Raw genomic sequence first — 15,669 nt, 5'->3', positions numbered from 1 at the left:
CCCTCTAATCTTTTGTTTTTGCTTTGTTTTCTCTTTTTCTTTTCTTTTCGTGTTCCTGGTCCGGCCGCCACGAAAGCCACTTTCGAGACACCTGACGTCCCGAAAGTGGCTTTCGCGACACACCGGCCACTGCCCCTATGGGCAACGACCGGCGCACGGCCGCACACCCGTCCGCTGGTGCCGGTCGCGAGGCCGAACGCGCAGACTCCCGGGTATGGGAGCAACGGCGACGCTGTCGGAGTCGGGTCTGGTCGCGGAACCGGGCCAGGAGATCAGCTGCTCGGTGACCATTCGCAACGCCGGCCGGGTCGTCGATCAGTTCGCGATCGAAGTGGTCGGCGACCCTGGTGGCTGGGCCACCGCGGAACCGGCGACGGTGAATCTGCTGCCGGGGGAGGCGGGCACGGTCGTCGTCCGGTTCGCGCCGCCCCGGTCGTCCGACGTCCGGGCGGGCCTGATTCCTTTCGGTGTCAGGGTTTTTTCGAGTGAGGACCCGGCAGGGTCGGTGGTCGAGGAGGGCACCCTCCAGCTCGGCGCGTTCACCGAGGTGACCGCCGAAGTCGTTCCGGCGAAAGTGGAGGCCGGTTCCAAAGCCGACTTCGAAGTGGCCGTCGACAACCGCGGCAACCACCCGGTCGCCGTCGAACTGAGCGCGCTCGACCCCGAGGACGAGCTCGACTTCCAGCTCGAACGGAACCGGGCCGACCTCGCACCGGGCACGGCCGCGTTCATCCGCCTGCGGGCCCGGCCGCGGAAACGGTTCCTGCGCGGGCAACCGGTACGGCATCGCTTCCAGGTGTTCGTCATCGCCGACGGCGCCGAACCGCTCAAGACCGAAGGCACCATGGTGCAGCGGCAGTTGCTGCCGAAGTGGTTGCTGCCGGCGCTGGCCGCGCTGCTGGTGTTGCTGCTGGCCTTGGTGACACTGTGGTTCACCGTGCTGAGGCCCGCCGTGAAGTCGGCCGCTCGTGAAGCCGCTCAGGAACAGAACCAGGAAGTGATCAAGGCCGCGCAGGACGCCGGTGGCGCCGCGGGGGAGGCGAAGAAGGACGCGGATCAAGCCAAGCAGAACTCCGAGGACGCGATGAAGGCCGTCGGGCTGACCCCACCCACCGAGGGCGCTCCTCCCGGCCCCAGGGCGTCGAACGGTGTCCCGAACCCTGCGGTGAACGGGACACCGACCGACTTCCGGGTGGCGGCGGACGCGGCCGTCGACTCGAACGTCAACCGGTTCGCCGAATTCCCCTACGCCATGCCGGATGCCACGAAGACCTTGGTCGTCACCGACCTGATCCTGCAGAACCCTCGTGGCGACAACGGAACCCTGCGGCTGCTAAGGGATGCCGGTGGTACCAAGACCGTCCTGCTGGAAGTCGGCCTCGCGAACTTCCGCGATCTCGACCACCACTGGTTGCAGCCATGGAGGTTCGCCCCCGGCGAGAAGGTCGTGCTCGCGGTCAGCTGCCAGACGCCGGGAGGCGGTGGCCGGTGCACCCCGTCGGTCTCCTTCTCCGGCCGCATCGAATGAACCGGATCAGATCAACCCCTCGCGCAAGGCGAAAGCGACGGCATGAGCGCGGTTGCGGAGCTGGAAACGGTTGGTGATGTCATGCAGGATCGACTTCACCGTCCGCTCGGAGTAGCTCAACCGGTCGGCGATCTCCTTCGTCTCGAAGCCGTCGGCGACCATCCGCAGCACCTGGGTCTCGCGCTGCGACATCCCGGCCAGATCCCAGCCGTTCGGTTGCAACACGTCCCGCTGCAACCGGGACACCCTGGACAGCAGACGGCCGAGCAGATCCGGCGGCAGCGCGCCTTCCCCGGCGGCCGCGGCCTTCACCAGCCGCACCAGGGTGTCGGGGGTGGCGTCGGCCCGCCGGATGATCGCGGAGACACCATTGCCCACGACGTCCAGCAACTCCGCGTCGTCCACCTCCCCGGCGACCAGTACGATCCCGGCGCAGCCGGCGCAGTGGAGGCTGCGCAGCAATTGCCGCGCCTCCTCGTTCAGCCGCTCGACGATGACCAGCATGACGGCCGGCTCATCGGAGTCGTCGGCGAAGCGGATCTCAGGGCGTGCGCGCAGCGCGGCGGTGACCCCCGCGTGCGTGATGGTGTCGGTGGCATGGAGCAGCACCGGGATCTGGTCGACGAGCATCGATGAACCCCTCCTGCGAACGGTGTTTCGTCATTCCCAAGGATCGTGCGGACGGGGTTTCGCGAACAGGGATCCGGTGTCCCGATATGTCCCGCTTTGCTACTCCGATCGAGCGACGCCCGCCTTCCTGATCTTGGCGATGGCCTGGGCCCGGTCGGTGACCTGGAGCTTGCGGAAGATGTGGGACACGTGGTTTCGCACGGTCTTCGGGCTGAGCACCAGCCGGTCGGCGATGGTGGCGTTCCCCAGTCCCTGTGCGATGAGCAGCATGATCTCCCGTTCGCGCGCGGTCAGCTGCGGAAAGGACTCGTCGCGCGGGGGTTCCGTGCCCAGCAGGGAAAGCACCCGGGTCGCGATCGCCGGGCTGAAGATCGCCTCGCCGTCGCCGATCACCCGGACGGCGCGGACGACCTGCTCGTTGCGCGCCCCCTTGAGCAGGTAGCCGCGCGCACCGGCGCGCATGGCGGCGAACACCGCGGCTTCGTTCTCGAACATGGTCAGCATGAGCACACCGGTGTGCGGGCTGGCGTTCACGATCCGGCGGGTCGCCTCGACGCCGTCGAGATCCGGGAGGTTCAGGTCCATCAGGACGACGTCGGGTGCCACCCTGCCCGCCTCCGCGATCGCGGTGACACCGCGATCGCAATCACCGACGACTTCGATGCCGTCGGTGCCGTCGAGCATCGCGCAGATGGCCGTCCGGAAGGCGGGATGATCGTCCACCACGAGGACACGGAGAGTCGAGAACATCGCTCACTCCTTGGTGGCGAGCGGCAGCCAGGCGGCGATCCGGGTGCCGCCCGAGGGCACCGGCTCGATCACGCAGCCCCCGCCGAGGTCGACGGCGCGTTCCCGCATCGAACGCAGCCCGGTCCCGCCGACCGCGGGCGGCGCCTCCCCGCCGGTACCGACCCCGTCGTCGACGATCTCCACGCGCAGATCGCCGTCCAGCGGCCAGAGACGCACCGTGCACTGCCGTGCGCCGGAGTGCCGGGCGATGTTCACGAGCGCCTCGCGGATGATCCGGTACGCGGTGACCTCTACCTCGGCGGACAGTGGCGGCAGCTCACAGCGGACCTCGACCGCCACCGCCAGCGGGCCGTGCTCGGCGGGTACCCGGTCGGCGAGCATTCCGGCATACCGCCGCACGGCCGTGACGAGGCCCGCTTCGTCGAGTGCGGGCGGGCGCGCGTCGGTCACGATGCGGCGCAATTCGGTGATGGCGCCGTAGAGCTCCTCCTCGAGCCGGGCCAGGAGGCGCTCGGCCCCGGCCCGGTCACGCATGATCAGGTCGCGGGCCGCACGCAACCCGAGCACCGCCATGGCGAGTGTCGGTCCGACGCCGTCGTGGAGGTCGTTGAGCACCGTCCGGAGCCGGTCCTCGTACCCGGCAGGATGAACGACGTCGGTGACGACGAATGTCCGGCGCATATTCTCCCCCGTCGGGCGGCACGAGCCGGTTCCCCATGGCGCCCTGGGGAACCGGTTCTCGCAGGTGGCGCGGCTCGGTTGTCGTAGCGTTGTGGTCACTCGCCGTACTAGTCGCGGAATCCGGTCCCGGCGTTTCCCCGCCTGCGTAACGGTTTGGGGCCGATGCCGAGGGGCCCCGAGCGGCTGCGACCCGATCGGCGGCGAAATGCCGTAACGAAGGTTCGAGAATTTGGGTCATAAAATGATGGTGCTCGCGTCGAAGTATGATGCGCGAGAGTGAATTTTCTCGACAGTGGACGAGCCGTCACGGACAATCGGATGCGCGCGGCACCCTGCGATCGAAATCTTCTGTTGCGTTCAGTTCCCTGCTCCCATCATTTGGCGAAAAGGAACCCTATGCATGACGATGACGAACCAGTAGGCCGGGTGCTCGGCAGGCGGCAGGCGTTGATTCTGCTCGGCGCCGCCGGTGCGACACTCGCGGCCGCAGGTTCCGCTACGGCGAGCACCACCACGTCCACCGCGGGCACCCCCGAGGTCTGCACGCTGGACTGTGTGGTCAAGCCCGAGCAGATGGAAGGTCCGTATTTCGTTGACGAGCGACTCAACCGCTCCGATATCCGCAGTGAGCCGTCCACTGGACAACTGGTTCCCGGTACCGCGCTGGTAATCAATTTCACCGTTCAGCAGGTTCGCCAGCAGCAGTGCACGGCGCTGTCGGGAGCGATGGTCGACCTCTGGCAGTGCGACGCGTTCGGGCTGTACTCCGACATTCCGTCCCAAGGAAGTCGTGGCCGCCGTTTCCTCCGCGGTTATCAGAACACCGACCAAGCGGGCACGGCCCGGTTCACCACCATTCTGCCCGGCTGGTACAGCGGACGTACGCTGCATATCCACATCAAAATACGCACCATCGGAACGAACGGCCGCCCGTACGAGTTCACCTCGCAGCTTTACTTCACGCCCGAGTTCGGCGCGGCTTATCTGCGGACGGATCCGTACCGGCGGAGAGGTCCGGCGGACACGACCAACAACCGGGACTCGATCTACCGCAGGGGCGGGGCCCAAATGCTGCTGCGCCCACAGCAGACCGGAAGCGGCTACACGGCGGACTTCGCCATCGGTCTCGACCTGTCGGACACCCAGGTCGGCCGTCCCGACTAGCGCTCAGGGCGACCGCCGGCCGTCACCCGAAACGGGGCGGCCGGCGGTCGCCTGCCGTGTCCGAACGGAGTGGATCAGCTCTGCCGCTCGGGTTCGTACAGGCTGAAGGGGATTCCCTGGTCGTCCTGACAGTGGGCGATCCGGCCCACGCCCGGGATCGCTCCGGCCGGGCCTCCGTCGATGACGTGGTAATCGTCGCCGAAAGCGTTGGTCGTCCAGCCGAAGAGCCCGCCGTAGAAGATCCGGGCTTTGGCGGTGTCGGCGGCGGGGATTTCGACCCAGTTGATCTGTCCGGCCATGATCGGTCCTTTCGGTGTCCTTGCTGACACTTCGAGGACGAACGCGTCCCGTCTGTCTCGACACCGTCCGGTGATTCAGATCCCGGCGGCGCGGTGCCCGGCATCGAAGCCGCGGAGGGCGGCTCCGACAGCGGCCGCCACCGTCACCTCGAAGATCTCGTCTTCGCTGTATCCGGCGGTTCTGAGCTGCTCGATGTCGGCGTCGGTGATCCGGTAGGACGCGTCGCGGACGTTCGCGGCATAGGAGTGCAACGGCCCAGGGAGTTCCTCACCGGTCAGGGCGGCCTCGCGGATGCTCTTGTCCGCCACGGCGGGGCCTTCCAGCACGGCGTGACGCAGGTTCCGCGCCACGTCTCCGCAGTCGGTTTTCCGTCCCTCGCGCAGGAGAAAGCCGGGGAAGCGGTAGCCGAACCGGTGCAGGGACCTGGTTCCGGTCTCCAGTTGGCCGTCGCGAAGGACGAAGCCGAAGGCGTTGGCGAGCCGGTTGACGATGTTCCAGACCAGGTTCACGCGGAGTGCTTCGGCGACGGCGTGCCGGGGCAGCTCGGTCACGATGGTGGCGTCGATGGAGCCGGGATCGCGGCTGACGGCCTCCAGGAACGTGCGGACGGCCGTGAGCTCGGGACGCGCCGACCCGGCGTCGTCCGGGTCGATCTCGCCGGTGCCGGCGATGCGGGTGAGCTCGGCATGGGTGACGGCGCAGAACGGGCATTCGTGCAGCCGTGCGGTGGACATGGCGAGGTATTCGCGTTCGCCGGCGGTCCAGTAGGACGGCCCACGCATCGCGTTCGCCGTGAGGTCCAGCAGAGGCCGGGCGAAGAAGCCGGGACGGTACAAGAGCATCTTCACGATGTCGGGACTGGCCACGCCGGACTGTTTGGCGGTGAGGCTCAGGAACAACCTCGCGCGACGACGATGGCCATGGTCGAGAATGGACAGTCTCATCGGGACTCCGCGGTGTCGAGTGCGGCCAGCCGCCCGGCGAGGTAACGCCGGTCGGCGGGTTTGCCGGCGAGTTCGTGTGCACGCCGGTACGCGGCCGCGGCGTCGGCGGTCCGCCCGAGCCGCCGCAGGAGGTCGGCGCGCGCGGCGTGCAGGAGGTGGTAGCGATCGAGACCCTCGATACCGTCGATGAGAGCGAGCCCGTCCGCCGGGGTGGTGGCCATGGCGACCGCGACCGCGTGGTTCAGGGCGACGACGGGGGACGGGCTTATCTCGAGCAGCCGCTCGTAGAGACCGGCGATCCCCGTCCAGTCCGTCTCGTCGGCCGTCGGCGCTTGGGCGTGCAGGACGGCGATGGCGGCCTGCAGCTGGTACGGGCCCGGCCGCCCGTGGCGCAGCGCCCGGTCGAGCAACCCGACGGCTTCGGCGATCTCGGCCCGGTCCCATCGTGACCGGTCCTGGTCGGTGAGCAGGACGACGTCCCCGTCCGGCCCGTAGCGGGCCGCGGCGCGCGAATCCTGCACCAGGAGCAACGCGGCCAGGCCGAGCGCCTCCGGCTCGTCGGGCATGAGCGCGGCGACGAGTTCGGCGAGCCGGATCGCCTCCCTCTGAAGCTCCCGGAACTCCGGCTGATCGCTGTCGGCGGTGTAGCCCTGGGTGAAGATCAGGTAGATCACCGCGAGGACCCCGGAGAGCCGCTCCGGCAGGAGATGGTCGGCAGGCACGTCGAGGCTGATCCCGGCGTCGCGGATCTTGCGTTTCGCTCGCACCAGCCGCTGCGCCAAAGTCGCTTCACCGACCAGGAACGTGCGCGCGATCTGCCCCGCGGTCATCCCGGCCACGGCTTGCAAGGTCAACGCGACCCGCGCTTCCTCGGCCAGCGCGGGATGGCAGCAGGTGAAGAGGAGACTGAGCCGCTCGTCCCCGACGCTGAGCAGGCTGTCCTCGCCGATGTCCATCTGCGTCACCTCCGGCGGAAGTCCCAGCTCGGCGAGCTTTTCCTGACCGCGGCGCGCACGGCGCACCCTGTCGATCGCGCTGTTGCGCGCCGCGGTCAGCAGCCAGGCCACCGGATCGTCCGGAGCCGCCTCGCCCCAGTTGCGCAAGGCGAGCGCGCACGCTTCCTGCAGGGCGTCCTCGGCGAGCTCGAAGTCGCCGAGCACCCGGACCAGCGCGGCGAGCATGCGGGACCGATGCGCGCGATACGTCTCCGACAAGACCGGCGCCGACGTCATGCGCCGGTCGCCGCCCGGTGATCGAGATCCGGCACCCCGGCGATCGGGCGCACCTCGATCGTGCCCTCTTCGGCCATCGGGCAGAGCGCCGCCAGCTCCAGCGCCACGTCGAGACTGGGACAATCGAGGACGTAGGTGCCGCCGAGATGTTCGTGGGTCTCGAGGAACGGGCCGTCGGTGACGAGCGTCTTGCCCTCGCGGACGCTGACCGTGGTCGCGGTGTGCTCACCCTGCAGCGGATGCCCGGACACGAAGGCCCCGCGGCGGCGGCACTCGTCGGCGAACGCGTTCACCCTGGCCAGCGCCTCGGGGAAGCGCGGGTCCTGCGGCTCCGGGCGATCGCAGTTGTAGATCAGCAGCATGTACAGCACGTGTCCTCCACTCACCGGGTGTCGATCCGTCGAAGAGGATGACGAACGGCTCGACCGTAACTCGACAGGTGGGCTCTCAGAGCTTGCGCCCGACGCCGGCGTAGACGTCGTCCGGCTCGATATCGCGGAGGCCTGGTTCCGCATGCCACAGCGGTGCGCTCACGACACCGGGCTCGACGAGGTCGAGCCCGTCGAAGAGGGCGGTGACCTCGGCGTAGGGGCGGAAGTACATGGGGTCTCGGCTGTTCTTCATCGCGTCGGTGACCGCCGCCATCGCCTCGGGCGCGTGGTCGGCGGTCAAATGCGACAGTGCGACCAGGCTGCCGACCGGCAGTGTTTCGCGGTACCGGGCGACGATCTCGGCGGGGCGCAGACTGTCCGGGATGAAATGGAACACGGCGACCATGAGCAGCCCGATCGGCCGATCGAAATCCAGCAGCCCTTGCGCCGCCGCGGAGTTCAGCACCTCCTCGGGCCGGCAGAGGTCCGCCTCGACGACGGTGGCGTTCGGATTCCCGCCGAGGATGAGGCGGCTGTGGGCGACGGCGACCTTGTCGTAGTCGACGTAGACCACTTTGCATCCGGGGTCCATGTCCTGCGCGATCTCGTGCACGTTGCCGACGGTCGGGATCCCCGAGCCCAGATCGAGGAACTGGGTGATGCCCTGTTCGACCATGTACCGCACCGCACGGCGAAGAAATGCCCGGTTGGACGCGGCGACCCGACGTCCGGACGGCAGGACGGCCATGACCTTCTCCCCGACGGCGCGGTCGGCGTCGAAGTTGTGGTTGCCGCCGAGCAGCCAGTCGTAGACCCGAGCCGCGCTGGGCACTCGGACGTCGACACCCTCCGGAACCCGTTCACTCTCCACGGACACCCCACACCTCACAACGCATCGACCGGAACGCCATTGTCCTCAGCACGGTACCGATTCCGATGCCGATGGCGCACCACGCCGTCCGTCATGGACGCGTCCACTCCTGCCGTTCCCACGCGGGGTGTGGGCGATGTGGTTGGTGTAGTTGGACAATGTCTTCATGCCCACACCGAGAATCACGTCGAGTACGTTGCGTTCGGTGTAGCCCGCGGCCAGGAATTCTTCGACTTCGTCCACACCGGACTTCAAGGCCAGGGTGGAGTGCGCGGATTCGCAAGCGTTCTGGACGCTGGCGGTGATCCAGACGACGTGCTTCGCCCTTGCCGGAAGGGAGGACTTTCCGAACAGTTGCGTCAGCGCGTTGTATCCGGCGAGCAGTTCGGCCATCACCGCGTTCGGCGTGGTGATGAAGCCCATGCGCCGTTTCGCTGATTCCAGGTGCGGCCGGGAGGCTTTCCGCACCCGCGCGAGACCGGAGGTCGACGCCGTATGCCGGCAACGCCGGCATGTCGGCCGCCTCGGCCGATGACACTTCAGGTCGAACCTGGCCTGTGGCGGTCGCGTGCTCCACGGCGGCGCGCAGCTGGTCGCGGTGCAGGTGCGGGACGGCACGCACGTCGGGATCGTCGCTTCATGCATCCCCAGCGGTCGTGATCAGCCCTTCGAAGAAGTCCGAAGCCGCGGGCAGGCCTCGGGTGTCCTCGGTGAGTTGTCGCATGATCGGCTCGGATCGCCCCGGTCGAATCCAGCGTCCGGATCGAAATGCTGCACGTCGGGCAAGCCGCCGTCCAGGAACCGTCCACGGGTTTGGACGGTTCCTCGGTCGAGCCATCTATCGTGTGGTGCGGTCACGCTGGGTCGGCCATTCGGCCGATGGTGACCCGGCCGATAAGTCGATCCAGTTATGATCTTCGCCCCATAGTGTGACGACTGTCAGTAATTCGTCGTCTACGGGGAGATCGCGATAATGCTTCGCAAAACAGGGGTACTGGTAGTCGGGTTGGCCGCCGTGGGTGCGGTGCTGATACCGGGGGTCGCGGCGGCGGCCGGCGGGCCGACGCCTTTCGTCATCGGCGGGCACGACGCCACGGAGGACTACTCGTTCATGGTGTCGCTGCAGCAGGGTGGGAACCATTTCTGCGGCGGCTCGCTGATCAGCGAGAACTGGGTGGTGACCGCGGCGCACTGCGTACGGGGCGCGCAGCCGGGGGAGATCAGGACCAGGATCGGGGCGCGGCAGCACAACAGCGGAGGTACCGAGACCGGCGTCAGCCGGATCATCGTGCATCCGGACTTCGTCGGGCAGAACCCGCCGGGCGGGGACATCGCGCTGGTGCGGTTGGACAAACCGGTGACCGAGAAACCGATCAAGATCGCCGAGGCGGTGGGCGACGCGGGGACGGCGACGCGGATCCTCGGCTGGGGCGAGCACTGCGCCGAGCAGAACTGCGGGGCGCCGGAGATCCTTCAGGAGCTGGACACCAAGGTCAGGCCGGCGGAGGATTGCCGCAATCTGGCCACGGGCAAGGAGATCTGCACCGGCTCCGACACGCCGGACGCGATGGGCTGCTACGGCGACTCCGGTGGGCCGCAGATCAAGGGCAGGCCTGGTGAGTGGGAGCTGGTCGGTGCCACCAGCCGCGATGGTGACGCGGACCCGAAGTGTGCCAGCGGCCTGGGCATCTGGACCGATGTGACGGTGTACCGGGACTGGATCGCCGAGCAGCAGGCGAGCTATTCCGGCCGCGGGGCGAACGTGGCGTGACGTCGGGCTGCGCCTTTGTCCAAAGTAGACACTTTGGCAGCTGAGCCGAGAGCGGCGATTCGGGTTCCGGTCAGAACGCCACTCGCGACCCGCGTTGGTGTTTGCAGTACATGAAGGCCCCCTTCCTTGCGCCAGGCGCAAGGAAGGGGGCCTTCATGTATTTGGCAAGGTCGAGTTTTCTCGGCTGAGCCGAGGGAAGGGGTCCTTCACGGCCCGCAGCCGGAAGGGGCCAGCGATCGCGGAACTGTCACCGGGGCGCGAGTGCCTCCAAAGAGGACAGCGGCGCCTTGTGCAGGTTCGAGATGATGTTCCTCGGCTTGTCCGCGGCCTTGCTGTAGTAGTGCGCGCCGGACTCGAACGCCAGGTAGACGTTGCTGCCGTAGACCGTCAGCCCCTCGGACATGCTCGGCGCGCGGAAGCAGTGCTTCTTGGCCGTGTCCAGGTCTTTGTCGCCGGCGCCGCGCCGGACCACGTAGATGTTGCTGCGGTTGTTCCTGCCGTGCGAAGTGCTGTAGATGAACAAGTCCTTGGTGACGATGAGGCCCTGCGTCTTCGTCGGCACCTCCCATGAACCCGGCCGGTAGCCCAGCTTGCCGTCGGCGCCGACGGTGTACGAGTGCATCGATCCGCGCTTGGCGTCCTCGAACTTGCCTGCCCACAGGGTGTCGGTCGGGCCGTGGCTGGTGAGGAACGAGGAGGCATAGACGGTCTGGGCCGTCCCCTCCTGTTCGATGGGCAGCGACTTCTTGATCGCGTTCTTCAGCTTCGCCAGCGAATACTTGCGGATCGTGTCGCCCTTGCCCGACACGAACGCCCAGCCCTGCTTCTCGAACACGGCGATCCCGCCGACGTGCGAGTACGCGAGCAGCGCCTGGCCGACCTGCTTGCCGGTCTTGGCGTCGATGCCGATGATGATCGCGCTGCGGTGGCCGGACTCGTAGGAGGTGACCAGGATCAGGTCGTTCGCCCCGTCCCAGTTCGACCAGGTCGCCGTGCCCTGGGGGATGTTGGTCTCCAGTGCGGGCACGGGGTGACTCTTGCTGAACCGGTCGTCGTAGGCGTAGGAGGCGGATTCCCCATGGTAGAAGGGCCCGTCCTTGCCGCTGGACTTCGAGTCGCAGGTGATAGCCGCGGCCTCGGCGGAGGCGGTGCCTGCCACGGTGAGGCCGAGCAGCAGCGTGCTCGCCGCGGCGGCGATCGTCGCCTTCTTGAGTAGGGTCTTCATTCATCCCTTGTAGTGGTTGTACGTCCGGTTCTCAACTCGGACACGTCGGAGGCGTGCGCGGCCGGTCACGGCGCGAGAGTCCATTGAGGACGACGAACCGTGCCCTCGTATGTCGCGGAAACATTTCTGAATCGATTGCGGAAAATTGTCCACTTTGTTTTCGTTAACGTATTGGTCGGCACAGTGTCGGTTAATATCCGACACATTACTAAAGGTGATCAACCGAGTGTCCATGGTGGTCGGGGAGTGCATCGCGGAAGTCGTCAGGGTCGCTGATTGGACTGTAAGACGTGGGTTACTGCGTCTAGTGGTCCAAGATCAGTGGGCCATTCGGCCCAAATCGACGGAAATCGTATTCCACGTCGCGGCCGGTCGTCTTAACCTTGCGTAATTCTTCACCTGCATGGTCACTGGGGAGCAAGATGAAGTCCACGCCGTTGTTGTCGCGCGCCGGAAAAGCCTCGGAGCGACTGTCCGACGCCCGATGAAACAAGCCGGCTGCGTCAGCCGATTCGATGTGCACGCCCGGCGATCGCCCGACCGGATCGCGGTTTTCGAGCACGGCACCGGGCTCACCTACGCCCGGCTCGCCGGTCTCGCGGGCGGCCGCGCGCTGCGGTTGCGCGACGCCGGTGTGCGGCCGGGGGAGCGGGTCGGGCTCGTCACCGGACACGGCAGTGCCGCGATCGCGGCGATCCTCGGCACCCTCGCCGCGGGCTGCACCTATGTGCCGCTGGACCCGACCTTCCCCCGGGAGCGTCTCGAATACCAGCTCGCGGCCGCGCGGGTGACCGCCGTGCTCGCGGATCCGGAGTACATCGAGCTGGCGGAGTCCTTGTGCCGCACCGGCTCCGCGCGGCTCGTGCGCTCGGGCACGGAGACCGCGCCGCTCCCGGTGCCCGAACCGGACCCGGACAGCCCGGCGTACGTGCTGTTCACGTCCGGGTCCACCGGCAGGCCGAAGGCCGTCGCGCAGACCCACCGCAATCTCCTGCACGTCGTCGACAACCAGATCGCCGCGCTCGGTATCACGGCGGCCGACCGGCTCAGCCTGCTCGCGTCGTTCGGCTTCGACGCGGCGATCCCGGACCTTTACCCCGCCCTGCTCACTGGCGCCGCGCTCGTGCCGGTCGACCTGCGCGCGCACGGTCTCGCCCACGCCGCACGCGAGCTGACCAGGCACGAAGTGACCGTCTACCACTCGACACCCACGGTCTACCGGCACCTTCTCGACGTCCTCGGCGAGGCCGGCCTGCCGTCCGTGCGGACCGTGCTGCTCGGCGGTGAGCAGGCGACCCACGCCGACGTGCGCCGCGGCCGGTTCGCTCCGGAATGCGTGTTCGTCAACGGCTACGGCGCCACCGAGGTGACCTTCGCCGCGCACTACCGGACGACCGCCGCCGAGCTGGGCCCGGATGCCGACGGGCCGCTGCCGATCGGGCGCGCGCTGCCCGGCTTCACACTCACCGTGCTGGACAGCGGCGAACTCGAAGTGCGCGGGCGGCACCTCGTCGACGGTTACCTCGACCAGCCGAGCCCGGCGTTCGGGGTGACGGCCGACGGCGGCCGTCGTTACCGGACCGGCGACCTCGCCACCCTGCTGCCGGACGGGAACCTCGTCTGCCTCGGCCGGCTCGACCGGCAGGTCAAGGTCCGCGGTTTCCGGGTGGAGCTGACCGAGATCGAGGCGCGGCTCGCCGAACAGCCCGGCGTGGCCGAGGCCCGTGCGATCGTGCGCGACGGCGACCTGCTCGCCTACGTGACCGCGGCCGGGCCGCGTCCGGACGGCCGGGCGCTGCGGGCCGCGCTGGCGGACGTCCTGCCCGGCTACTCGGTCCCCGCGGCCGTCGCGGTGCTGGACGGTTTTCCGCTGACCGTCACCGGAAAACTCGACGAGCTGGCGCTGCCGGACCCACGGGCGGCCGCGACCGTCCCGGACGAGCAGCTGACCCCGGCCGAGGAACGCGTGCACCGGATCTGGTGCGCGGTGCTGGGCCGCGACCGGGTCGGGCGCACCGAGGCGTTCTTCGACGCCGGTGGCGACTCGCTGCGCCTCGGCCGGGTGCAGGCGCGGCTGGCCGACGAGTTCGGGGTGGACGTCCCGATGCTCGCCCTGTTCGAGCGTACGACGATCGCCGGGCAGGCCGCCTGGTTCACGGAGTCCACTTCGGACACTCGACCGCCGGTCAGCGCGGAAGAACAGACCGGGGATCTCATCGCCGTCGTCGGGCTGGCCTGCCGCTTCCCCGGAGCGCCGGACGCCGCCTCGTTCTGGTGGAACCTCTGCGCGGGCGTCGACTCGATTCACGACTACACCGACGACGAGCTGGCGACGCTAGGCGTCGGGCCGGGCCTGCGGGCCGACCCGGCGTACGTGCGGGCGGGCGGCCGGATCGAGGGTGTCGAGGAGTTCGACGCCGGGTTCTTCGGGTTCACCGCCGACGAGGCCGCGCGGACCGACCCGCAGCACCGGCTGTTCCTCGAAACGGCGTGGCGGGCACTGGAGGACGCGGGCCGTGACCCCGCCGCCGAGACCGGGCCGGTCGGGGTGTTCACGAGCACCTCGGTGAACCGCTACTTCCTGTTCCACCTGTTCGGCAACCCGGCGGTGACCGGCGACGTCGACCCGGACGACTGGGAGGGGCGGCTGCCCGGCCGCCAGCTCACCGACCACCTGCCGGGCCAGGTCGCCTACCGCCTCGGGCTGACCGGACCGGCGGTGGCCGTGCAAAGCGCGTGCTCCAGCTCGCTCGCGGCGGTCGCGCTGGCCGCGCAGAGCCTCCTGGACTACCGGTGCGATGTCGCACTGGCCGGCGGGGCGAGCGTGACGTGGCCGCGCTATCGCAGTGGCGGGCTCGTCTCGCCGGACGGCCGGTGCCGTGCGTTCGACGTCGCCGCGGCGGGCGCCGGGTTCGGCTCGGGCGCCGGGGTGGTCGTGCTGCGGCGGCTGGCGGACGCGCTCGCCGACCGCGACCACGTCTACGCCGTGCTGCCCGGCTGGGCGATCACGAACGACGGTCCGGACCGTGCGGGCTACGCCGTGCCGGGACCGGCCGGGCAGGCGGCCGCGGTGGCCGAGGCGCTGGCCGTCGCGGACGTCGCTCCGGACGAGGTCGCGCTGGTCGAAGCCCACGGCAGCGGTACCCCGCTCGGCGACGCGATCGAGGTGGCCGCACTCAACCGCGTCTATCGGGGCGCACCGCCGGAAACGTGTGCGCTGGGCTCGGTGAAGACGAACATCGGGCACCTCGACACGGCGGCAGGCGTCGCCGGGCTGATCAAGGCCGTGTTGTCCGTGCGGCACGGCGTCATCCCGCCGAGCCTGCACTTCACGGCCCCGCATCCGGAGGTCGACCTGGCGGGCGGCCCCTGGTACGTCCCGGCGAAGGCCACCGACTGGCCCGTCCGCGACCGGCGGGTGGCCGGGGTCAGTTCGTTCGGTATGGGCGGCACGAACGTGCACGTGATCGTGGAGGAGGCCCCTGCCGTCCCGCCACGGCCGGAGGCGAGCGGTCCGTTCGTCCTGCCGGTGTCCGCGCGTGACGCGAAGGCGTTGCGCGAGGCGGTGTCCCGGTTGCGCGGCCGGCTCGCCACGGACGCGCCGGACCTCGGGGACGTGGCGTACACGCTTTCGGTCCGGCGGGCGTTCGCGTGCCGGGCCGCCGTGGTGGCGGACTCGGTCTCGTCGGCGGTCGCGGCGCTCGATGCGTTGCTGGCGAACGGAACCGACGTCGAAGGCCCGGCCGGGGCGGAGCGGGATCTGGCCGTCCGCTGGGCCGGTGGCGGCGAGGCCGAGTGGTTCGCGGGCGGTGAACCGGGCCTCGTCCCGTTGCCGGGTTATCCGTTCCAGCGGGAGCGGCACTGGATCGACCCACCGCCTCACCACACAACAGAGCCTGTTGGCGGAGCTGAAGATAAACCTGAAAGGCGACCGAACGCGTGAACCCGCTCCCTCCAAGGCCGCTCAGGGTCCCGGCAAAGTCGCATAACGGCTGGTGTCACTCTTTGCGATTCGGACCGAACGTTGTCGGCCCTTCGGTGACGAGGTGTCCCCAATGTCGCATCTGTGACGCTGAGCGACACAGATGCGACATTGGGGACATCGCAATCGGGTCCCTCGCCACCAGAGCCCGAATCGCTGCACGTAACCCGCCCGACCAGCAGTTATGTGACTTTGCCGGGACCCTGCAAGGCCGTTATCG

Annotated in this window: 14 protein-coding genes; 4 read left to right on the top strand and 10 right to left on the bottom strand. The window is 68.7% G+C overall.

The features are described 5' to 3' along the window. The first annotated feature begins 214 nt into the window (after positions 1-214). Entirely contained in the window at positions 215-1,528 is a 1,314-nt protein-coding gene (locus ACIBTM_RS05195; RefSeq protein WP_395875273.1) for a hypothetical protein, read from the top strand. Positions 1,529-1,534: 6 nt separating this feature from the next. Here the strand turns inward: ACIBTM_RS05195 and ACIBTM_RS05190 are convergent, their stop codons facing one another. The 3 genes from ACIBTM_RS05190 to ACIBTM_RS05180 form a co-directional block, all read right to left on the bottom strand. Continuing rightward, positions 1,535-2,158: a response regulator transcription factor gene (locus ACIBTM_RS05190; RefSeq protein WP_395875271.1), complete on the bottom strand. Its 624-nt coding sequence runs from the start codon at positions 2,156-2,158 to the stop codon at positions 1,535-1,537. Between the two features lie 99 nt (positions 2,159-2,257). Continuing rightward, positions 2,258-2,908 (bottom strand): response regulator, encoded by a 651-nt coding sequence (locus tag ACIBTM_RS05185; RefSeq protein ID WP_395875270.1) that lies wholly within the window; start codon positions 2,906-2,908, stop codon positions 2,258-2,260. 3 nt (positions 2,909-2,911) lie between these two features. After that, positions 2,912-3,589, bottom strand: a complete 678-nt coding sequence (locus ACIBTM_RS05180; RefSeq protein ID WP_395875269.1) for a sensor histidine kinase — start codon at positions 3,587-3,589, stop codon at positions 2,912-2,914. A 276-nt stretch (positions 3,590-3,865) separates the two neighbouring features. Between ACIBTM_RS05180 and ACIBTM_RS05175 the strand changes: the two genes are divergently transcribed. Then, positions 3,866-4,753 carry a twin-arginine translocation pathway signal protein gene (locus tag ACIBTM_RS05175; protein ID WP_395875268.1) on the top strand — a complete coding sequence of 296 codons (888 nt, stop codon included), beginning with the start codon at positions 3,866-3,868 and terminating at the stop codon, positions 4,751-4,753. A gap of 74 nt (positions 4,754-4,827) precedes the next feature. On the opposite strand, the gene ACIBTM_RS05170 is transcribed toward ACIBTM_RS05175, so the two are convergent. From ACIBTM_RS05170 to ACIBTM_RS05145, 6 genes are all read right to left on the bottom strand, one after another. After that, a complete protein-coding gene (locus tag ACIBTM_RS05170; protein WP_395875267.1) occupies positions 4,828-5,052 on the bottom strand; it encodes a hypothetical protein in 225 nt (74 codons plus the stop codon). 75 nt (positions 5,053-5,127) lie between these two features. Then, a complete protein-coding gene (locus ACIBTM_RS05165) occupies positions 5,128-5,997 on the bottom strand; it encodes a hypothetical protein (RefSeq protein ID WP_395875266.1) in 870 nt (289 codons plus the stop codon). After that, positions 5,994-7,229 (bottom strand): RNA polymerase sigma factor, encoded by a 1,236-nt coding sequence (locus tag ACIBTM_RS05160; RefSeq protein ID WP_395875265.1) that lies wholly within the window; start codon positions 7,227-7,229, stop codon positions 5,994-5,996. The genes ACIBTM_RS05165 and ACIBTM_RS05160 overlap by 4 nt, the downstream gene beginning before the upstream one ends. Beyond that, positions 7,226-7,600 carry a YciI family protein gene (locus ACIBTM_RS05155; protein ID WP_395875795.1) on the bottom strand — a complete coding sequence of 125 codons (375 nt, stop codon included), beginning with the start codon at positions 7,598-7,600 and terminating at the stop codon, positions 7,226-7,228. The genes ACIBTM_RS05160 and ACIBTM_RS05155 overlap by 4 nt, the downstream gene beginning before the upstream one ends. 76 nt (positions 7,601-7,676) lie before the next feature. Further along, positions 7,677-8,477: an SAM-dependent methyltransferase gene (locus ACIBTM_RS05150; protein ID WP_395875264.1), complete on the bottom strand. Its 801-nt coding sequence runs from the start codon at positions 8,475-8,477 to the stop codon at positions 7,677-7,679. A gap of 39 nt (positions 8,478-8,516) precedes the next feature. Continuing rightward, entirely contained in the window at positions 8,517-8,894 is a 378-nt protein-coding gene (locus tag ACIBTM_RS05145) for a carboxymuconolactone decarboxylase family protein (protein WP_395875263.1), read from the bottom strand. A 550-nt stretch (positions 8,895-9,444) separates the two neighbouring features. Here ACIBTM_RS05145 and ACIBTM_RS05140 point away from each other — a divergent pair. After that, a complete protein-coding gene (locus tag ACIBTM_RS05140; protein ID WP_395875262.1) occupies positions 9,445-10,242 on the top strand; it encodes a S1 family peptidase in 798 nt (265 codons plus the stop codon). A gap of 247 nt (positions 10,243-10,489) precedes the next feature. Here ACIBTM_RS05140 and ACIBTM_RS05135 read toward each other — a convergent pair whose 3' ends face one another. After that, on the bottom strand, positions 10,490-11,467 hold the full coding sequence (locus tag ACIBTM_RS05135) for a hypothetical protein (RefSeq protein ID WP_395875261.1): 978 nt from the start codon (positions 11,465-11,467) through the stop codon (positions 10,490-10,492). 484 nt (positions 11,468-11,951) lie between these two features. Between ACIBTM_RS05135 and ACIBTM_RS05130 the strand changes: the two genes are divergently transcribed. After that, positions 11,952-15,410 carry an AMP-binding protein gene (locus ACIBTM_RS05130; RefSeq protein ID WP_395875260.1) on the top strand — a complete coding sequence of 1,153 codons (3,459 nt, stop codon included), beginning with the start codon at positions 11,952-11,954 and terminating at the stop codon, positions 15,408-15,410. Positions 15,411-15,669 lie beyond the last annotated feature (259 nt).

Origin of the sequence: Amycolatopsis sp. NPDC049868, from assembly GCF_044461365.1 — a bacterium.
Lineage (GTDB): Bacteria > Actinomycetota > Actinomycetes > Mycobacteriales > Pseudonocardiaceae > Amycolatopsis.
The sequence above is the reverse complement of the archived record's forward strand: the minus strand, read 5'-3'. Positions and strand labels throughout refer to the sequence as shown.